17 protein-coding genes are annotated in these 19,107 nt (G+C 73.4%); 9 read left to right on the top strand and 8 right to left on the bottom strand.

The window, feature by feature from the left end; all coding sequences use genetic code 11:
* Positions 1 to 51 precede the first annotated feature (51 nt).
* A complete protein-coding gene (locus AB0D44_RS12000) occupies positions 52 to 2,031 on the top strand; it encodes a DUF2264 domain-containing protein (protein WP_362588274.1) in 1,980 nt (659 codons plus the stop codon).
* Here AB0D44_RS12000 and AB0D44_RS11995 read toward each other — a convergent pair.
* Positions 2,000 to 3,346 (bottom strand): phosphoribosyltransferase, encoded by a 1,347-nt coding sequence (locus AB0D44_RS11995; RefSeq protein ID WP_362588272.1) that lies wholly within the window; start codon positions 3,344 to 3,346, stop codon positions 2,000 to 2,002. The two genes, AB0D44_RS12000 and AB0D44_RS11995, sit on opposite strands and share 32 nt — an antisense overlap.
* Before the next feature lie 114 nt (positions 3,347 to 3,460).
* On the opposite strand from AB0D44_RS11995, the gene AB0D44_RS11990 reads away from it, so the two are divergent.
* Complete coding sequence (locus AB0D44_RS11990; RefSeq protein ID WP_362588270.1) at positions 3,461 to 4,012, top strand: DinB family protein; 552 nt, start codon at positions 3,461 to 3,463, stop codon at positions 4,010 to 4,012.
* Positions 4,013 to 4,155: 143 nt separating this feature from the next.
* Positions 4,156 to 4,587, top strand: coding sequence for a VOC family protein (locus AB0D44_RS11985; RefSeq protein WP_362588267.1), 432 nt, complete (start codon positions 4,156 to 4,158; stop codon positions 4,585 to 4,587).
* Positions 4,588 to 4,737: 150 nt separating this feature from the next.
* Here AB0D44_RS11985 and AB0D44_RS11980 read toward each other — a convergent pair whose 3' ends face one another.
* The 3 genes from AB0D44_RS11980 to AB0D44_RS11970 form a co-directional block, all read right to left on the bottom strand.
* On the bottom strand, positions 4,738 to 6,108 hold the full coding sequence (locus tag AB0D44_RS11980) for an FAD-binding oxidoreductase (RefSeq protein WP_362588264.1): 1,371 nt from the start codon (positions 6,106 to 6,108) through the stop codon (positions 4,738 to 4,740).
* A gap of 154 nt (positions 6,109 to 6,262) precedes the next feature.
* The gene (locus AB0D44_RS11975; RefSeq protein WP_362588361.1) at positions 6,263 to 6,994 is read right to left on the bottom strand and encodes a VOC family protein; all 732 of its coding nucleotides are present in this window, start codon (positions 6,992 to 6,994) and stop codon (positions 6,263 to 6,265) included.
* Between the two features lie 292 nt (positions 6,995 to 7,286).
* On the bottom strand, positions 7,287 to 8,114 hold the full coding sequence (locus AB0D44_RS11970; RefSeq protein WP_362588261.1) for an alpha/beta hydrolase: 828 nt from the start codon (positions 8,112 to 8,114) through the stop codon (positions 7,287 to 7,289).
* A 75-nt stretch (positions 8,115 to 8,189) separates the two neighbouring features.
* Here AB0D44_RS11970 and AB0D44_RS11965 point away from each other — a divergent pair, with 75 nt between their 5' ends.
* Both AB0D44_RS11965 and AB0D44_RS11960 read left to right on the top strand, forming a co-directional pair.
* Entirely contained in the window at positions 8,190 to 8,819 is a 630-nt protein-coding gene (locus tag AB0D44_RS11965; protein ID WP_362588258.1) for a sigma-70 family RNA polymerase sigma factor, read from the top strand.
* Positions 8,820 to 8,995: 176 nt separating this feature from the next.
* A complete protein-coding gene (locus AB0D44_RS11960) occupies positions 8,996 to 10,201 on the top strand; it encodes an MFS transporter (protein ID WP_362588256.1) in 1,206 nt (401 codons plus the stop codon).
* A gap of 39 nt (positions 10,202 to 10,240) precedes the next feature.
* Here the strand turns inward: AB0D44_RS11960 and AB0D44_RS11955 are convergent, their stop codons facing one another.
* Positions 10,241 to 11,425 carry a cytochrome P450 gene (locus AB0D44_RS11955; protein ID WP_362588253.1) on the bottom strand — a complete coding sequence of 395 codons (1,185 nt, stop codon included), beginning with the start codon at positions 11,423 to 11,425 and terminating at the stop codon, positions 10,241 to 10,243.
* On the bottom strand, positions 11,415 to 12,122 hold the full coding sequence (locus tag AB0D44_RS11950) for a tRNA-dependent cyclodipeptide synthase (protein WP_362588250.1): 708 nt from the start codon (positions 12,120 to 12,122) through the stop codon (positions 11,415 to 11,417). Before AB0D44_RS11950 ends, AB0D44_RS11955 begins: the two co-directional genes overlap by 11 nt.
* A gap of 271 nt (positions 12,123 to 12,393) precedes the next feature.
* Here AB0D44_RS11950 and AB0D44_RS11945 point away from each other — a divergent pair, with 271 nt between their 5' ends.
* The 4 genes from AB0D44_RS11945 (at position 12,394) to AB0D44_RS11930 (ending at position 16,928) form a co-directional block, all read left to right on the top strand.
* Positions 12,394 to 13,674, top strand: a complete 1,281-nt coding sequence (locus AB0D44_RS11945; RefSeq protein WP_362588247.1) for a family 16 glycosylhydrolase — start codon at positions 12,394 to 12,396, stop codon at positions 13,672 to 13,674.
* 312 nt (positions 13,675 to 13,986) lie between these two features.
* The gene (locus tag AB0D44_RS11940; protein WP_362588244.1) at positions 13,987 to 14,820 is read left to right on the top strand and encodes a PP2C family protein-serine/threonine phosphatase; all 834 of its coding nucleotides are present in this window, start codon (positions 13,987 to 13,989) and stop codon (positions 14,818 to 14,820) included.
* Between the two features lie 62 nt (positions 14,821 to 14,882).
* Positions 14,883 to 15,878, top strand: a complete 996-nt coding sequence (locus AB0D44_RS11935; protein ID WP_362588241.1) for an MASE1 domain-containing protein — start codon at positions 14,883 to 14,885, stop codon at positions 15,876 to 15,878.
* A gap of 81 nt (positions 15,879 to 15,959) precedes the next feature.
* Positions 15,960 to 16,928, top strand: coding sequence for a TAXI family TRAP transporter solute-binding subunit (locus tag AB0D44_RS11930; protein WP_362588238.1), 969 nt, complete (start codon positions 15,960 to 15,962; stop codon positions 16,926 to 16,928).
* A 31-nt stretch (positions 16,929 to 16,959) separates the two neighbouring features.
* Here the strand turns inward: AB0D44_RS11930 and AB0D44_RS11925 are convergent, their stop codons facing one another.
* Together AB0D44_RS11925 and AB0D44_RS11920 are read right to left on the bottom strand one after the other, a co-directional pair.
* A complete protein-coding gene (locus tag AB0D44_RS11925; RefSeq protein WP_362588235.1) occupies positions 16,960 to 18,342 on the bottom strand; it encodes a HAMP domain-containing sensor histidine kinase in 1,383 nt (460 codons plus the stop codon).
* Positions 18,339 to 19,088 carry a response regulator transcription factor gene (locus AB0D44_RS11920; protein ID WP_362588232.1) on the bottom strand — a complete coding sequence of 250 codons (750 nt, stop codon included), beginning with the start codon at positions 19,086 to 19,088 and terminating at the stop codon, positions 18,339 to 18,341. The genes AB0D44_RS11925 and AB0D44_RS11920 overlap by 4 nt, the downstream gene beginning before the upstream one ends.
* Between the last annotated feature and the right edge of the window lie 19 nt (positions 19,089 to 19,107).

Genomic DNA, 19,107 nt, shown 5'->3' with positions numbered 1-19,107 from the left:
CGGCGGGCCCGCCGGTTGACCCCCGGGCGGTGACGCGGACAGCATGCTCGCATGGCCCTCTCCGGACTCCCCGCCGAAAACCGTGAGTTCAGCCCCTACACCGGCTACACGCGGGACCACTGGGAGGCGGTCGCGGACGCACTGCTGTGCGCCGCCTGGCGGTGGGCCACTCCCGGCGGAGCCCTGCTCGACCTGCCGGGACCGCCCTCCGCCTCCGGGGTCCGCTCCGACGGACTCGAGGGCTACGCACGCACCTTCCTCGCCGCCGCCTTCCGCATCGCGGGCGGCGGCGGGAAGGACCCGCACGGCTGGCTGGACCGCTACGCGCAAGGGCTCACGGCCGGCACCCGCACACCCGGCCGCGACGACGCCGAATCCTGGCCGCTCATCCGCGACCTGCACGTCCACGGCCAGCCGATGGTCGAATCCGCCTCCGTGGCCCTCGGGTTGCGGCTGACCCGGCCCTGGCTGTGGGACCGGCTGGACGGCCCCGCGCAGGACCGGGCCGAGCAGTGGCTGCGCGGCGCGCTGCGCCACGTGCCCGCCCCGAACAACTGGTACCTGTTCCCCTTCACCGTGGCCGGATTCCTGGAGTCGGTGGGGCGCGGGGACGCGGAGACGGACCGGGCCCGCCGCCGCGGCCTCGACCTCCTCGAGCAGTGGTACCGCGGCCAGGGCTGGTACGCCGACGGCGACGGCCGCGCCTTCGACCACTACAACGGCTGGGCGCTGCACCTGTACCCCGTGCTCGACGCCCACCTCGCGGAGGCGGAAGGCACTGCGGCCGACCGGGACCAGCCGCACGGCTCCCGGCTGCGCGAGCACCTCGGCAGCCACAGCCTGCTCTTCGGAGCCGACGGTGCCCCGATGTACTTCGGGCGCTCCCTGACCTACCGCTTCGCCGCCGCGGCCGCCGTCGGCCTCGGCGCCGTGACCGGGCACACCCCGCTGTCCCGGGGCACCTCGCGCAGGCTGCTGAGCGGCTCACTGCGCTACTTCCTGGACCGGGGAGCGGTCGACGACGCGGGGCTGCTCGGCCTGGGCTGGCACGGCGCGCACGCGGCGACCCTGCAGCGCTACTCCGGACCGGCCTCGCCGTACTGGGCGTCCAAGGCCTTCGTCTGTCTGCTCGCCCCCGCGGCGGATCCGCTGTGGACCGCGACCGAGCAGGCGGCTCCCTGCGAGCGCCGGGACCGGGTGCTCGCCCTGCCCGCGCCGTGCCTGCTCGTCCAGTCCACCCGCGCCGACGGGCTCGTACGCCTGCACAACCACGGCAGCGACCACGTCGGCCCGCACGAGGCGGAATCGGCGGCGCACGAGGACCCGCTCTACGCCCGCCACGCCTATTCCACGCGCACCGGGCCCACCGCGTACGGCAACAGCCCGGACAACCACCTCGCCGTGGTCGTCGCCGGCGTCCGCAGTGCCCGGCGCCGCATCCACCCGCTCGGAGCCGGGCACGGCGACGGGTGGGGCTGGGCCGCCTCCTGGCACCGGCCCGTCTTCCCGGGCGGGACGCCCCTCGTGCCGGGCCTGCGGGTGGACAGCGTCACCGTGGCCCGGGGCCGCCACGAACTGCGGGTCCACCGGGTCCAGGGGGCTCCGGAGCAGGCCCGGGTGGAACAGACCGGCTGGGCCGCCGGCCCCGGGGACGCGGTCCGCTCCGCACTGCACCCGCTGCACGGATGGCAGACCCAGGACGAGGTCCGGGCACCCGCGGGCACGGCCTTCACCCCGTGGGCCCTCGTTCCGCGGCTGACGGGCGGGGCGCCGGGCACGGGCCCTGAAACAGGCCCGCGCGCGGCGGGACCGGGCCTGTACGCGTCGCTGGCCCTCCTCACGGCGGACCCCGATCCGGCCCCCCTGGCGGAGGCGGTCGCCCACGTGCGGGCGCAGACCGACGGCATCGAAGTGCGGTGGGCCGACGACGGATCCCTGACCCGGGTCACCTTCGAGCCGGTGGGCGTGGAGCACCTGCCCGGGCCCCGGGCCGGCCCTGCTACCGCTCCGGAACCTCCAGGTACCGGGTGAACCAGTCGCGGGCGAGGCCGGCGACCTCCTCCAGGGCGCCCGGCTCCTCGAAGAGGTGCGTGGCGCCGGGCACGACGTCGAGGCGGTTCTCGCAGCGCAGCTGTGCCTGGGCCTGCCGGTTGAGGTCGAGCACCGTCGTGTCGCGGCCGCCCACGATGAGCAGCGTGGGGGCGCGTACGCCGACGAGCAGGGGCCCGGCGAGGTCGGGGCGGCCGCCGCGGGAGACCACGGCGCCCACCTCGGCATCGGCTGCCGCGGCGGCCCACAGCGCCGCCGCGGCTCCGGTGCTTGCTCCGAAGTAGCCGACGGGCAGGGGCCGGCGGCGCCGCAGCCAGACGGTGGCGTCCGTCAGCCGCCGGGCGAGGGTTTCGATGTCGAAGACGTTCGCCCGGCTGACCTCCTCGGCCGGGGTGAGCAGGTCGAAGAGCAGGGTGCCCAGGCCCGCCTCGCGCAGGGCCGCGGCCACCGACCGGTTGCGCGGGCTGTGGCGGCTGCTGCCGGAGCCGTGGGCGAACAGCACCACCGCCCCGGCGCCCGGGGGCAGGGAGAGGTCACCGGCCAGCCTGACGCCGCCCGCGTCCACCGCCACCTCCTCCTCGACGCCCTCCTGCGGGTCGGCCTCGGCGTCCGCCTCCGCGCCCGCCCCCACGTCCGCCTCGGCCTGCGGGGCGGTGTGGGTCTCGGCGGCGGCCTGCGCCAGCAGGGAGACGACCTCCTCGTCGGGTGTCTGGGAGAAGTCCTGGTACCACTGGCCGACGGCCGAGAATCCGTGCGGCGTCGACAGGCACACGACCTCGTCCGCCTCCGCACGCAGCCAGGCGACCGCGTCCGGCGGCGCCACCGGGGCCGCCAGCACCACCCGGGCCGCGCCCATCGCGCGTACCACCTGGCAGGCGGCCGCGGCCGTGGCTCCGGTCGCGATCCCGTCGTCGACGACGATCACCGTCCGGCCGTCGAGCCGTACCCGCGGCCGGCCGGCGCGGAACCGCCCCGCCTGCCGTACGAGCTCCGCCTCCTCGGCGTGTTCGACGGCCGCGAGGTCCTTCTCCGACACCCGGCTCATGCGGACGATCTCCTCGCTGATCACCCGGACCCCGCCCTCGCCGATGGCACCGAAGCCCAGCTCGCGGTGGTAGGGAACCCCCAGCTTGCGGACGACGATCACGTCGAGCGGGGCGCCGAGCTCCCGCGCCACTTCGAAGGCGACGGGGACCCCGCCGCGCGGCAGGCCCAGGACGACCGGATGCTCCTGTTTCAGGTGCCCGAGGACCGCGGAAAGACGATGTCCGGCGTCCGCGCGGTGGGCGAAGAACACGGTGGTTCACCCCCAACCCAGGGGAGACGGGTACCGCACCTGCTTCGAAACCTACTTCGAACCAACCCCACAAAGGGCTGCACCGCAAATCGGCGATGGCCCATAATCGCGATCATGACAACGACCCCGCGCAGCAGAGCCGAGATCTTCGTCCGGGCCGAGGAGGACGGGCGGTTCCGCGGTCCCGCGACCGGTGACGAGCGGCAGATGCTGGTCGGCTTCCTGGCGGACCAGCGCGCCACCCTGGAGCTGAAGTGCACGGGCCTGGACGCGGAGCTGTCCCGGCGCTCCGTGGAACCGTCGACGCTGTCGCTGCTGGGCCTGGTCCGGCACCTCGCCGACGTGGAGCGCCACTGGTTCCGCGAAATCCTGGCCCGCCAGGACGCCGCTCCCCGGTTCTCCTCGCCCGCCGACCCCGACGGAGACTTCGACGGGGCGGACTCCGGCCCCGAGGCCGTCGAGGAGGCCTGGGCGGCCTGGCGCGCCGAGGTGGAGTTCGCGGACCGCTTCGCCGCCGGGGCCTCCCTCGACATCGAGGGCCATGACGCGTGGCGCGGGACGGTGTCGCTGCGCTGGGTCCTCATCCACATGATCGAGGAGTACGCCCGCCACAACGGCCACGCGGACCTGCTGCGGGAGCGCATCGACGGCGCGATCGGCATCTGAGCCGCACCCGGCGCCGCGTCGCCCGCCGGGCCGGTTCGGCGTTTTGGCGTGCGGGGCCGCTCCTTCGTGGGCGAGGGTGGGAGCGCCCTGATCCGTTCGGGCCGGCCCGCACCGGCGGGCCGGCGTTCGTGAGGAGACGATCCGTGAACTGGACGCTCGAAGTCGTGCCCGTCCCTGTCACCGACATGGACCGGTCGAAGGAGTTCTACGCCGACAAGGTCGGCTTCGGGGTCGACCTCGACGACGAGGTGGCCCCCGGTGTGCGCATCATCCAGATGACCCCGCCCGGCTCGCGGTGTTCGATCGCGTTGCTGCAGGGGATGCCGCCCGCGCCCGGCACGAAGCCGATGGCGCCCGGGACGCTCCAAGGGCTCCAGATCTGCGTCACGGACATCGAGGCGGCCCGCGGGGAGTTGGTGGAGCGGGGGGTGGACGCTTCCCCGGTCCGGCACCTCGGCGAGACGGGCTGGGCGGAGGGCAAGGGCGGGACGTGGAACTCGTTCATGACGTTCGAGGACCCGGACGGCAACGGCTGGGTGGTCCAGGAGGCCCCCTCGGAGCTGTCGGAACGGTGAGCGGACGGCGGCGGCCGCCCGACGGCGGCCGCCTTCGTCGGCCATCAAGCCATCAGGCCATCGGGCCATCAAGCCATCAGGCCATCAGGCCATCGGGCCATCAGGCCGTCCGGCCATCCGCTCCTCCGGTCACCCTGCGGCCGTCATCGGTCACGGCCTGATGTTCTGGTTGAGGTGGAAGAGGTTGCCCGGGTCGTACGTCCGCTTGACCTCCACCAAGCGGTCGTAGTTCCCCTTGTAGTTGGCCCGGATCCGCCCCTGGTCGTCGTCGGCCATGAAGTTGATGTAGCCGCCCTCCTCGGAGTGCGGGGCGGTCGCCTCGTAGTAGTCGCGCACCCATCCGATGTTGGCGTCGTTCTCGGCGGGGTCCGGCCACATCCCGGCGATGACGGTGGCGAAGTTGGCGTCGCGGTACGCGAAGGCCGTGTCGTCCGGCGCCACGCGGTGGCAGGCGCCGTTGATCGGGTAGATGTGCACGGTCGAGTTCACGGCGGGCAGCTGCGGCCCGAAGCGCAGATGCGCCTCGATCGCTTCGTCGGTCAGGTCGGTCACGAAGTTGGCCTTCCAGTAGTGCTGGAGACCGGGTGGTACGAGCGCGTCGAAGGCGCTGTTGAGCGCGGGGTACGGCATGGGGCCGACGTGTTCGGCGACCACCGGCGCGATGTCGTGGAAGGGCTGCAGGGCGCGCTCCCCCTCCTCGACGGGCCCGGCCCAGCAGGCCACGATCAGGGCGAAGGGGTCGCCGTGCCGGTCCTCCGGGATGAAGGGGAGCGGCGGTGCGATCTGGAAGGCCGGGAAGCCGCCGAGTTGCTCCGGCGCGTCCGCGATGATCTCGGAGAAGGAGCGCAGCAGCGTGGCCGCGTCGTCCAGTTCGAACAGCATCGGTCCGCCGTAGATGTCCTTGACGGGGCTCAGCCTGAATTCGAAGGAGGTCACCGCGCCGAAGTTGCCGCTGCCCCCGCGCAGGGCCCAGAACAGGTCCTGGTTCTCCTCCTCGCTGGCGGTGATCAGCTGCCCCTCCGCCGTCACCACATCGGCCGACACCAGGTTGTCGCAGCTCAGGCCGAGTCCGCGGGCGAGGTACCCGATGCCGCCGCCGAGGGTGAGACCGCCGACGCCGGTGGTCGAGATGATCCCGCCGGTCGCGGCCAGACCGAAGGCGTGCGTCGCCGCGTTGAAGTCGCCCCAGGTCGCCCCGCCGTCCGCGCGGGCCGTCCGGGCCGCGGGATCGACACGGACCGAACGCATCCCCGACAGGTCGGCCACCACGCCGTCGTCGCACGTGCCGAAGCCGGGCACGCTGTGCCCGCCGCCGCGGACCGCCAGGTCCAGCGCGTTGTCGCGGGCGAAGTCGACCGTGGCCATCACGTCGCCCGCGTTGACGCAGCGCACGACGGCCACCGGTTTCCGGTCGATCATGGCGTTGTTGACCGCGCGCGCCTCGTCGTAGCCGTCGTCCTGCGCGGTGACGACCGCCCCGCGCACTCGTTCCCGCAGGTCATCGATCGAGGGCTTGCCCATGGCCTCTGCTCCTCGTGTGGGTCGCGCCGCCGAAATGCGGCACGTTCCACGCTACGCCGGTACCGGGAAGCCTCAACCCGGCGTCCGGTCAGCCCCCGGACTGCGAGGGTCTTCCTCATCCCGGCCCCCCGCAGCTGCCGTGGGTGAGGTTGCGTCACTGGTCCTGCGCGGCCACCACGGTGAACAGTGCGCCGTCGGGATCGGCCAGGGCGACCGAGCGGCTCGTGCTCGTCGTCTCCACGGGCGCGAGCACCCGGCCACCCAGGCCGGTGGCGGATTCCACGGCCGCCTCCAGGTCGGGGACGCGGAAATGGATGTGCCAGCGCGGTCGGACCTGCGGGTCGGGAGCCTCCTCGAGGGCCCCGCCCACGATCCGCGCAGTCGTGTCCTTGCCGTGCCGCAGGACGACGTGATCGTGCTCGTACGAGACGGTGCAGCAGCTTGGCCGTTCTCCGGCCCACTCGAGGACCTCCCCGTAGAAGACGGCCGCGGCGAAGGCGTCACGGGTGCGCAGTTCGAGCCAGGCGGGGGCACTGCCCTGGCCGACCGTCCAGTCGGGGATGACCTGGCCCTGCCAGAATCCGAAGACCGCGCCGTCGGGGTCGGCGGCCAGTGCGGCGCGGCCGGTCCCGAAGCCGAGCGGACCCACCGCCATGGTCGCGCCGCGTTCGACGATGCGCGCCGCCGTCACATCGGCGTCGTCGACGGCGAAGTACGGGGTCCACGCGGCCGGAAGGGCGAGCCGGTGGGCCAGAGCCCCGATCCCGGCCACGGGAGCACCGTCGCGGAAGGCGATGGAGAAACCCTCCCCGAGCCGGGTGGCGCGGAAGTGCCAGCCCATGACGGCCCCGTAGAACCGCTGCGCCGCGGCGAGGTCCCCGGTCATCAGGCTCACCCAGCACGGGGCGCCGAACATCTCGTGACTCGACGTCGACACAGCTGCCCACCTTGCTCGCGCTCACCTACGGCCGGGTTCGGCCCACCCCGGGCCGTCTCTTTCGGATCCAGCCTGACCCGCGCCGCCCGGCACCGCACCTCGCTGCGTTGTATTAACCGGCAAGATCCGAAAGAGACGACCCAGCCCGCCGCAGCGCCCCGCTCGCGGGGCGCTGCGGCGTACGGGTGACGGAGCGCCGGCAGGAGCGCGGCGGCACAACCGCGGCGTACGAAGGGCCCGGCTACGCCAGGAAGGCCGCTACCGTCGCCGTGAACCGGTCTGCGTCGTCGACCCAGGGGTAGTGGCCGGCCCCCGGCTGTACGACGAAGGAGGCGTGGGGGAAGAGCCCGGCGAACTCGGCGGCCGACCGGGGAGGGCTGTTCAGGTCGAACTCCCCGGCGAGCAGCAGGACGGGGCCCGCGAAGGCGGCGAGGGCGGCGCGCGTGGCCTGCGGATCGAAGGCCACTTCGGCCCCGAAGAGGGCGACGGCTTCCCTGTTACGGGGCTGTCCCTCCGCGTGGTGCCGGCGCGCCCGGTCGTCCCAACGGCCGCAGAAGAACGGGGCGACGGCGTCCCAGTCGCTGCCCGTGCCCGAGCCGATCGCCTCCAGGGCCGCGTAGGCCCGCGGGAACCACGGCTCGTCCGCGCGGAGTCGGGCGAGCTCGCGGCGCGCCTCCCCGGTGATCTCGATGCCGACGGCCCGGGTGCTGGGAGTGATCAGAGCGAGCCGGCTCACGCGGTGCGGGAACCGGGCGGCGTACTGCGCGGCGATGTTCGCGCCGGCGGAGTGCGCGAGCAGGTCCATCACGGGCAGGCGCAGGTGTGCCCGCAGGGCCTCGACGTCGTCGACGAGGCGGTCGCAGCGGTAGGTGGCGGGGTCCTCGGGAAGCGCGGACCGGCCGGTGCCGCGCAGGTCCGCAACGATCAGCCGGCGGTGCGCGGACAGGCCGCCCAGGTCGCCCAGGTAGGCGGAATCCGCGGGTCCGCCGGGCAGGCAGACCACGGGGTCGCCGACTCCGTGGGTGCGGTAGGCGAGCAGGGTGCCGTCGGGTGCGGTGAAGGTGTGCATGACGCCGAGCCTGTCAGTGATAACCAGGTTATACAACCTGGTTATTTTCCTCGGGTCCTGGTGTATAACTGGGTTGTGGCAGGTGGAGAGCGCGGACCCCGGAACCCCGAGACGCTGACCGAGGAGCAGGCCGAGCGGATGCTCGCCGGCATGAACGAAGTCATCCGTGCGGGCGAGGAGATGCGGAAGCTGCGCACCGAGATGATCAAGGTGTTCGTCGGCTTCGGCTGGACCCAGGACAAGATCGCCCGCCTCACCGACATGAGCCAGCCCGCCGTGTCGAAGCAGGTCGCGAAGTACAGGACGGACGAGCCGCTGCCGCCCCTCGAGCTCTCCCTCGCCCAGTACGACACGCCGTGGCTCGAAGGGCGGCTCTGGGGCCTTGCGGAGGACGTGTCCGAGGCCCTCGACGAGACCGCGCACTGCACCCGGGCCGTGGACGCCCTCGCCCGGGGCCGCCGCCGCTTCACCCCCCGTACGGTCGACGAACTGCGCCGTCTCCTCGAGGAGGACCTGCGGCAGCACCGGCCCCACCTGCTCCCCGGTCACCAGGCCGCCTACGACGAGATCAGCCGCGCCCTCGACGTCCCGGCGAAGACGGCCGCCACCACCCCCGGGGCGGCACCGGCCTCCGTACGCCGGGCCCTGGCCCGCCAGCTCCAGCGCGACCGGCTCTGCGACGCCGAAGCCGACGCCGACGCCTGAGCCCGGCAGCCCGGAGCACGCGGAGCACCCGGATACCACAAAGGGCCCTCCTGCCGGCCGTGGGACGCTGCCGACCCTGGCCGCCGCGGACCGGACGGCAGCGGGTGCCCACCCGCCCGGCGCGCCGGGCCCGACGCGCCGGGCCGGAGGCGGGGCGCGGGGTTACCGTCGGCGCCATGGACGGTGATCGCCGAGGGTGGCGCCAGTGCTTGCTCAGCGGGGCGGTGTTCGCCGTGTGCATGGCGGGCACCACGCTGCCGACCCCGCTCTACGGCCTCTACCAGGAGAAGTTCGGCTTCTCCGAGCTGATCGTCACCGTCGTGTACGCCGTGTACGCCTTCGGGGTCATCGGAGTGCTCCTCCTGGCGGGCAACGCCTCGGACGCCGTGGGCCGGCGGCCGGTTCTGCTCGTGGGGCTGGGCTGCGCGGCGGCGAGCGCCGCCTGCTTCCTGTGCGCCACCGCACTGGGCTGGCTCTACGCGGGGCGCCTGCTCTCGGGGCTGTCCGCCGGGCTGTTCACCGGCGCCGCCACGGCGTACGTGATGGAGCTGGCCCCGCGCGGCGGGGCCTCCCGGGCCACGTTCGTGGCGACGGCCGCCAACATGGGCGGGCTGGGCTGCGGGCCGCTGCTCGCAGGGGTGCTCGCCCAGTACGCCGCCTGGCCGCTGTACCTGCCGTTCCTCGTCCACCTCGCCCTGGTGGCGGTCTCGACGGCCGTCCTGCTGCGGCTCGCGGAGACAGTGGGGGAGCGCCGGCCGCTGAAGACCGTACGGCCGCAGCGGCCCGCCCTGCCCCCGGAGGTGCGGGCGGTGTTCGCGCCCGCGGCGATCGCCTCGTTCGTGGGCTTCGCCCTGTTCGGGGTGTTCACCTCGGTCAGCCCGGCGTTCCTCGCCCAGTCCCTGGACGTGCACGACCCCGCGGTGAGCGGGTCGATCGTCGCACTGGCCTTCTTCGCCTCGACCGCGGGCCAGCTGGCGGTCGGCCGGGTCGGGGTGGCGCGCTCCCTGCCCCTGGGCTGCGCCGGCCTGCTCGCCGGGCTGGCGCTGCTCGCGGGCGCGCTGCACTGGGACCAGCTGTGGCTGGTGGTCCTGAGCGCGCTCGTGGGCGGGACGGGGCAGGGGCTGGCGTTCCGCGGGGCACTGGCGGCGGTGGCCGAGGCGTCCCCCGCGGACCGGCGGGCGGCGGTGATCTCGACGCTGTTCGTGGTCGCGTACGCGGGCATCTCGGTGCCGGTGATCGGGGTGGGCGTCCTGGCGGACCCGATGGGCCTGGAGGGCGCCGGCCTGGTGTTCATCGCCACCATGGCCGTCCTCGTCTCCACCGCCGCCGCGTACCTGCTGAGCCGGCCGGGCGGCGGCGCGGGCCACCGGAGTCGAAGGTGACCCCGGTGGCCCGCGCCGGCGGCTGTCAGACCGTCACCGTCACCAGAGGACGGGGAGCCGCTCCGGCAGGCGCTTCATGAAGCGGGTGCGCCACACGAGCTGGTCGACCGGTACGGCGAGCTGGAGACCCGGCATCTTCTCGACGAGCACCTCGAGGGCGATCTCGGTGTGCCGCTTGCCCAGCGCGGTGGCGGGGCAGTAGTGCTGGCCGCCGCCGAAGGACAGGTGCGTTCCCGCGTTCGGCCGGTCGATGTCGACGGTGTGCGGGTCGGGGTACACGTCCGGGTCGGTGTTGGCCGCTTCGACCAGCACGAGGAGCAGTTCACCCTTCTTCACCTCGACGTCCCCGAGGGTGACGTCCTCGAGGGCGAGACGGGGCAGGCCGTCCGCGATGGAGAGGTTGATGCGCAGGAGCTCGTCGACCGCCGCGGGGATCCTGGAGGGGTCCCGGCGGATCTGGTCCCAGACCTCGGGGTGCTGGATGAGCGAGACCATGGCCATGGTGAGGAAGCCCATGGTGGAGATGACGCCGGCGCCGAAGAGGGTGACTCCGACGGTGGCGAGCATCTCGTCCGTCAGGTGGGCGTAGTCGGGGTCCTTGCGCAGGGCCGCGAGCTCGGCCATCAGGCCGGTGACGGTCGGGTCGTCGAGGCGCTCGACCATGTAGGCCATGTCCCGGTCCCAGTTGAGCTTGGCTCCGGTGACCGGGCAGGCCGAGTTCATGAACGCGATGTCGAGGCTCGCCGCCAGGCGCGGGGCGTCCTCCCCGGGGATGCCCAGGATGCGGCAGTGGAGCTGCTCGGCGTACGGGCTGGTGAACTGGCCGCGCAGGTCGACCGGAGCGCCCGCGGTCAGCAGGCCGTCGACGAGGTCGTTCGCCTGCGCCCGCATCCAGTCGGTCAGACCGTCGGTCTTGGGGTTGATGGCCTTGAGGACGGCCTTGCGCAGTCCGGCACCGGTGATGTTGCCCATGTTGTTGACGACCTCGGGCGGGATCGTCAGGGCGTACTGGCGTGGTGCGCCGGGAGCCGAGGTGTCCTTGAGGCTGAACCTGGGGTCCTCGAGGACCTGCTTGCACAGGGCGTAGGAGGAGACGAGCCAGGCCTCGTCCCCGGCGATCGTACGGACCCGCTTGACCGGCTCGCTGCGGAGCTGCTCGATCTCGTGGGGAAGCTGGTCGCCGCGTGCGGAGAACGGAAAATCGAGGAGCGTGTCAGTGGGCATCGGATTCTCCATCGGCGGGGGTGATGACGGCGTGGCCCTGGTTGCGCGAGGCACGCAGGCCCGAACCGCGGGAGTACAGCAGCTCGGCCATCGGCAGGAGCTGGTGGTAGCAGTTGAGGGAGGAAGGCACGTCGAGGATGGCCGGGGTGTCCAGGAAGAGCGGGGCCTCGGCGCAGACGTACTCGAGGCAGACCTCGCGCTGCCGGAGCGTGGCGGTCTCTCCGCCGAGCACCTTGGAGGAGAGGAACGCGTCGACCAGGGCGTTGCAGGTCTCGCGGAACTCCGGGTCGGTGTCGAGGAGGGTGTTCAGGTGGGCGTGGAGCCTGCGGTAGGCCGGGATGTCGGTGAGGGACGACATGGGGCGGGCCCGCAGGCGGGTTCCCGTGGGATCGGCGTCGGCCGCGGCGTTGTTCACCTTCGCGCGGACCCCGCGCAGGTTCTTGACCGCCTTGCGCCGCGCCTCGTCCGGGGGATAGCCGAGGGCCTCGTACATCTCGGCTACGTGCAGGTCGGTATAGATGAGGTCGACCTGTCGGAAGTTGCGCATGCCCCAGTGCGCCAGATCGGTGACGCGCTGCGCGGAGAAATAACTGTTTCCGGGTGAAATGCCTATCACGGCATGGTCGCCTTCGGTGTGGATCACCTGGCAGTGCGGGGTGAAAGGCCGGACCGTGAAGACTTCTGTGGCTGTCGTCAACAGACGTCGGTTCCTTTGGACGCCGCGAGTCCCGTGGGGCCCTGTGCCCCGGGTGTGGCGGCGACGTGATGGAAGGTACCTGAGCGTGACCGTCCGATCCACGTCTAGTCAGCAGTAACTCACATGCTGGACAGGACAGTTGTCTGGTCCAGTCCAAGCCCTTGACAGAGAATTCGTTCACTTCTTAAATCACGTAGTGAACTAAGGGCCTGGCATGGTCATGACCTTTCGGTCGCCCGGGCCTCCCCCCACGCTCCCGGAAGGGAGAGTCATGAACTCCCCGCGCTTACCCAGGCGTTTGCTGCTGTCCGCCCTCTCGCTCTTCGCCCTCGCCTCGCTGTCCACCGGCCCGGCCCGGGGCGTGCCCGTCGCGACGCACGCTCCCGCGCCGGCCGCCGTCGCGGCCGCATCGGCCGAAGCCGTCACGTTCTCCGACGAGTTCGACGGGCCCGCGGGTGCGGCCGTCGACGGCGCGAAGTGGCAGATCGAGACGGGCGACAACGTCAACAACCACGAGCGGCAGTTCTACACCGCGGGCAACCGCAACGCCGCCCTCGACGGGCAGGGCCACCTGGTCATCACCGCCCGCCGGGAGAACCCGGCCAACTACCAGTGCTGGTACGGAAGGTGCGAGTACACCTCCGCCCGGCTGAACACGGCCGGCCGGTTCACCACGACGTACGGCCGCGTCGAGGCCAGGATGAAGGTGCCGCGCGGGCAGGGCATGTGGCCGGCCTTCTGGATGCTGGGCAACGACATCGGCCAGATCGGCTGGCCCGCCTCGGGCGAGATCGACGTCATGGAGAACGTGGGCTTCGAACCGTCCACCGTCCACGGCACCCTGCACGGTCCCGGGTACTCCGGCTCCGGGGGCATCGGCGCGGGGTACGGCCTGCCCGGCGGCCAGGCGTTCGCCGACGCCTTCCACACCTTCGCCGTCGACTGGAGCCCCCAGGCGATCACCTGGTCGGTCGACGGCACCGTCTACCAGCGGCGCACCCCCGCCGACCTCGGCGGACGCCAGTGGGTCTTCGACAAGCCCTTCTTCCTCATCCTCAACCTCGCGGTCGGCGGCTACTGGCCCGGAGACCCCGACGGCAGCACGGCCTTCCCGGCCCAACTCCTGGTCGACCACGTCCGCGTCACCACCGGCGGCGGCCAGCCGGGCGGCGGCGGTCCGATCACCGGACCCGGCGGCAAGTGCGTCGACGTGGCCGGCGCGAACAGCGCGAACGGCACCCCCGTACAGCTCTACGACTGCAACGCGACCGCCGCACAGCAGTGGACCCTCGGCGCCGACGGCACGGTCCGCGCGCTCGGCAAGTGCCTGGACGTGGCCTCGGGGGGCACCGCGGACGGCACACCGGTCCAGCTCTACGACTGCAACGGGACGCCCGCGCAGCAGTGGGCCGTCCCCGCGGCCCGCGACATCGTCAACCCGCAGGCGAACAAGTGCCTGGACGCCACGGGCAACAGCACGGCCAACGGCACCCGCCTGCAGATCTGGACCTGCACCGGAGCCGCCAACCAGAAGTGGACGGTGACCCGGTGACCCGGTGACCCGGTGACCTGCTGACCTGCTGACGCGTCCCCACCGGACCGCGGCCGACGGCACTCGTGGCCGCGGCCGCGGCGCGTCCCCAGCGGTGTGACCGCCGAGCGCGCCTTCGAGGCCCCGACCGCCCGGGCGTGCGCTTCCGGACATGGCGACCGTCTCACCGTCTGCCCCGGCGGTACCGGCACCCGCCTGCCCCTGGGCCTCCCGCGCTCCTGATGTGATCAGTGGCTCTCGGAAATATGATGGATCGGCCATGTGGGTCAGAAGTCGAAGCGGACGTACGTCGGAGCGGTCCAGGAGTGGTCGATGAGCCCCCATAGGTCCACGCGGTCGGCGACCGCGGACGACTTGCTGACCAGGCTCGGACGGCTCACGGCCCAGGCACGGGAAGGGGCCGAGCTCCAGCGCGCCCGGGTGGAGCTGGCCGAGGCGCTGCAGCGGGAGATCCTCCCGGCGTCGCTTCCGTGCCTGCCCGGCCTGCGCGCCGCGGCCCGGTACGCACCGGCACGCCACGGCCTGAGCATAGGCGGGGACTGGTACGACGGCTTCCTGCTCCCCGAGGGCGCCCTCGGCTTCTCCATCGGCGACGTCGAGGGCCATGACGTCGAGGCGGCCGCCTTCATGGGACAGGTCCGCATCGCCGTACGGGCCGTCGCCGCGTCCGCCGCGGACCCGGGCGAGGTGCTCAGCCGGGCCAACGACCTGTTGCTCTCCGTGGACTGCGACCTCTTCGCGACCTGCACCTTCCTCCGTTTCGATCCCGTGACCTGGGAGATCCAGAGCGCTCGGGCCGGCCACGTGCCCGGGGTCTGGGCCACGACCGACGGCGAGCACGGCATCGTGGCGGACGAGGGCGGACTGCCCCTGGGCATGCTGCCGGGCTCGCGGTACCCCGTGACCCGCCGCCCCCTCGCGACGGCGGGCTCGTTCGTCCTGGTCACCGACGGGGTCGTCGAAGGCCCGTCCTTCCCGATCGACGCCGGTCTGGCGCGCGTGGCCGAAGTGGTCCGGGCCAGGGCGGGCGCGGAACCCGGCGAGCTCGCCGCCGAGATCATGAAGGTGGCCGACTCCACCGGCCACCAGGACGACGCCGCGGTACTCGTGCTGCGCCACGAGCCCGTCCCGGGCGGAACCGGATGATGGGGGGGCCGTAGCGCGTGTCATGCCCCCTCGGCGGGCGCGGGCTGCTGTCTGATGAAGCGATGCGCACCGAGGGTTTCCGACGTCTGGGCATGACGGTGCTCCGGATCCTGGTCGTCGCCGCCGCCTACTTCGCGGGCGGGCGCATCGGCCTGCTCCAGCAGGTGGTCATCCAGGGCGCGGTCGTCACCCCCTTGTGGCCGCCCACGGGCATCGCGCTGGCCTGCCTGCTGTGGAAAGGGCTCCGCGTCTGGCCCGGCATCGCACTCGGCGCATGCCTCGTCATCCTGTCGATCGGCGGCTCGATCGACCTCGTCGGCTTCGGGATCGCCGCCGGCAACACCCTCGCCCCGGTGTGCGCCTTCCTCATGCTGCGGCGGGTCGGTTTCCGCGTCACCCTGGACCGGCTCCGGGACGGTGTGGCGCTGGTCTTCCTGGGCGGCCTGGCACCGATGCTGATCAGCGCCACCGTGGGAGCCTGGCTGCTCCTGCTCACCGGCAGCATGCCCGACAGCGGGTTCTGGATCGTGTGGTGGACCTGGTGGGCGGGCGACGCCATGGGCGTCCTCGTCATCACGCCGCTGCTCCTGGTCGTGCGCATGGCCCGCCTGCCCTCCGACGCCTACCGGTGGGCCGAGGCGGCCGCCCTCCTGGTGTCGGCCTTCGCCGTCTCCCTCCTGGCTACCACGAGCGGCCTGGCGCTGCTCTTCCTCGTCTTCCCGCTCCTCATCTGGGCGGCCCTGCGGTTCCAGATCGAGGGCAGCGCGCCGTGCATGCTGCTCATCTCCGCGATGGCGAACGGGGCGGCGATCGACCAGGAGGGGCCCTTCGACCACCACACGCTCGTCCAGGCCATGGCCAACGTCCAGGCGCTCAACGGCTCCGCGGCGCTGACCTCGTTGCTGCTGTCGGCGATCGTCACCGAGCAGAACATCATCCGCACGAAGATCGAGCAGGCATGCCAGGACCTCGCCGAGGTGGTGGAACGGCTCGCGCCCGGGAAGGCGGCCGGCTGGCCGCCGCGCGAGGAGGACGGGGTCGGGACGGAGGGGGGATAGGGCGCCGAGCGGGCCGGCAGCCGCCGGCCGGGTCCCGTCCGTAGGTCCCCCTGGCGGTGCGCCGCTGGTTACGCTTCGGCCGTGACCAGTGCAGAGGTGAGCCGCCGCCGGGTGATGGGTGCCGGGCTCGGCGCGGCCGCGGCGGCACTGGCCGGGTGCTCGGGGGATTCCGGCCCGGTGCGGAGGCTGCGGCTCGCGACGGGGCCGGAGGGCGGTCCGTACAACGCCTTCGGCAAGGCCCTGGCCGAGGCCGTCGCCGCGAGCGGCCGCCGGCTGGAGATCGTTCCGGTGAGCACCTCGGCGAGCGTGAACAACCTGCGCAAGCTCGACGACGGCTCCGTGGAGCTGGCGCTGGCCATGGCGGACGCGGCCGAGGACGCGGTGCTGGGGCGCGGGCCGTTCGGCCGTCCGGCAGCCGTGACGGCGCTGGCCCGGGTCTACGTGAACTACACCCACCTCCTCGTCCCGGCGGGCGGACCGGTGCGCTCGGTGCAGGATCTCGCCGGGCGTCCGGTCGCGGCGGGGGCGACCGGGTCGGGGGTGCAGGTGGTGTCCGGACGGGTGCTGCGGGCGGCCGGGCTGGGCGACGGCTCCGCACCGGCCCGCGAGCTGCAGCTGGGGCTCGCCGCCTCGGCAGCGGCGCTGCGCGAGGGCGCGGTCGACGCGCTGTTCTGGTCCGGAGGCGTGCCCACCCCGGTCCTGGCCGGGCTGGCGCGGGAACTGCCGCTGCGGTTCCTCCCGTTGGACGGCTACGTGGGCGCGCTGCGCCAGAGCCACGGCCCCGTCTACGCGACGGTCACCCTGCCGGCGGGGGTGTACGGGCTGGTGGAGCCGGTGGGCACCATCGGGGTCGGGAACTACCTCCTGGCCCGCGACGACGTACCGCGGCACGCCATGCGCGAGTTGCTCCAGGTGGTGTTCGAGCGGTGGAGCGACCTGCTGCGGGAGGTGACGGCGGGCGCGCGCCTGGAGCCCCGGTTCGCGATCTCGACGGGCGCGGTGCCGCTCCACCCGGGCGCCGTGGCCTACTACCGGTCGGTGTACGGATAGGGCCGGCAGCCGGCAGCCGCGATGCGACGGCCTACGCCGGGGGCGGGAGCCGGAATTCGACGACCAGGCCGTGCGGCGCATTGCCGGCGACGCCGAGCCGACCGCCGCTGATGCGGGCGATCTCCTCCGCGATGGCCAGTCCCAGGCCGCTGCCGCGTACGTTCTGGTGCTCGGGGGAGCGGGCGAAACGCCTCAGCAGCAGCGGCAGTTGCTCCTGCGGCACGCCCGGCCCGTCATCGGCGACCCGTACGACGGCCGTCCCGTCCGCGCCGCGGGCGGCGCTCACCTCGACGTGCCCTTCGCGCGGCACGAACTTGACGGCGTTGTCGAGGAGCGCGTCCAGGATCCGCCCCGCCGCGTCCGGCAGGGCGTGCGCCCGCAGGTCGTCGGGCAGGCCGGCGACCGCCAACTCCAGCCCTGCGGCACGGAATACCGGTGCCCAGGACCGTACCCGTTCGCGTACCGCCCGCGACACGTCCTGGTCCGCCGGCTCCGCACCGGCGGACTCCACCCGGGCCAGGGCCAGCAGTCCGTCGAGCAGCTCCTCCAGGCGCTCCGCCTCGTCCAGGGCACGCACGTGCTCGGCCCGGCCGGGCCCGGGGGCGATGTGCGGCTCGAGGTTCTCCAGCTGGAGCACCAGCGTGGCCAGCGGGTTGCGCAGCTGGTGGGAGGCGTCGGCGACGAAGTCGCGCTGGCGGCCTATGGAGTCGGCCACGGCCTCCGCCATGATGTTGAAGTGCCGGCGCAGGCGGCGCAGTTCCGGCGGCCCGGTGTCGGAGACGGCCCGTGCCTGGAGGCTGCCCGCGGTCAGTCCCTCCACCGCCCGGTCCAGATCGCGCAGCGGGCGCATCAGCCAGCGCGCTGTCCCCGCGGCCACCAGGGCGGCCGCCGCGAAGGCGGCGACGGCCCCCGCGCCGATGAGCGTCCAGCGGACCGTCACGTCCAGCCGGGCGGCGTCGGTGGGCACGGCCAGCAGGACCGCCCCGCTCACCCGCTCGTCGCGGCCCACCGGCTCGGCGAGCACCACGCTCCCGGGGCCCCAAGGGCGCACGGTGGGCAGCCGGTCCGTGGAGCGGCCGGTGAGCGCGCGGCGCCCCGCCTGCGCCGCCTCGTGCGCGCCCTCCCAGGCGGGACCCGCTCCAGCCCGGGCGACGGGGGCTCCCGCCGTGTCGACGACGACCACCCGGGCTCCGTACAGCTGGGCGTACCGGCCGATCTCGGCGGACAGCTCCAGCCGGTCGGCCTCGGTGCGCATCCGGTCGGCGAGATCGGCGAACCGCACCGCCTCCGAGCGCCGTTGCAGGAGCAGGTGCTCGGTCCGGCCCCGGGCGTAGGCATCGGCCAGCGGGACGCAGAGCAGCAGCGCCGCCGCCCCCATGAGCACCATCAGCACGGCGAGGAGCCTGCGTCTCACGGCTCGCCTTCCTGCCCGCCGTCCCGTACGCCGTCCCGCCCGCCGCCGGGTCCGCCGTTCCGCTCGCCCCGTGCGGCCGGGGAGCCGAGCTGGTAGCCGAACCCCCGGACGGTGCGCACCAGGCCGGAGCGGCCGGTCTTCGCGCGGATGCCGGCCACGTGGACGTCCAGGGAGCGGGAGGCGGCGAGGAAGGCGTCACCCCAGATCCGGTCCAGGATCTCCTCGCGGGAATGCACCTCGTCGGGGCGGGCGGCCAGGAACGCCAGTACGTCGAACTCGCGCCGGGTCAACCGGACTTCGGCGCCCGACACCGTCACGGTACGCCCGGCGGCGTCGATCTCGACGTCCCCGGCGCGCACCGGACCGCCGTCGGCCTCCGGCCGGCCGGAAGGGACGCCCGTCCGGCGCCGCACGGTGTCGATCCGGGCCATCAGCTCGGCCATCCGGAACGGCTTGACCACGTAGTCGTCGGCTCCCGCCCGCAGCCCTTGCACGATGTCGCGTTCCTCGCAGCGCGCGGTCACCACGATCAGCGGCGCGCCGCAGACGGTGCGCAGCCGCCGCAGCAGCTCGAGCCCGTCCAGATCGGGCAGGCCCAGGTCGAGCAGGACGAAGTCGGCCTCGCGGACGTGCCGCAGGGCGTCCATCGCGCGGCCCACCCTGCGGACCGTGTGCCCGCGCTGGACGAGGGCGGTGCCGAGGGCCTGGGCCATGCGGTCGTCGTCCTCGACGAGCAGCGCGTGCATAGAACTTCCCTCGCGAGCG

This window comes from Streptomyces sp. NPDC048349 (genome assembly GCF_040651925.1).
In the GTDB taxonomy this organism is placed as follows: domain Bacteria; phylum Actinomycetota; class Actinomycetes; order Streptomycetales; family Streptomycetaceae; genus Streptomyces.
The sequence above is the reverse complement of the archived record's forward strand: the minus strand, read 5'-3'. Positions and strand labels throughout refer to the sequence as shown.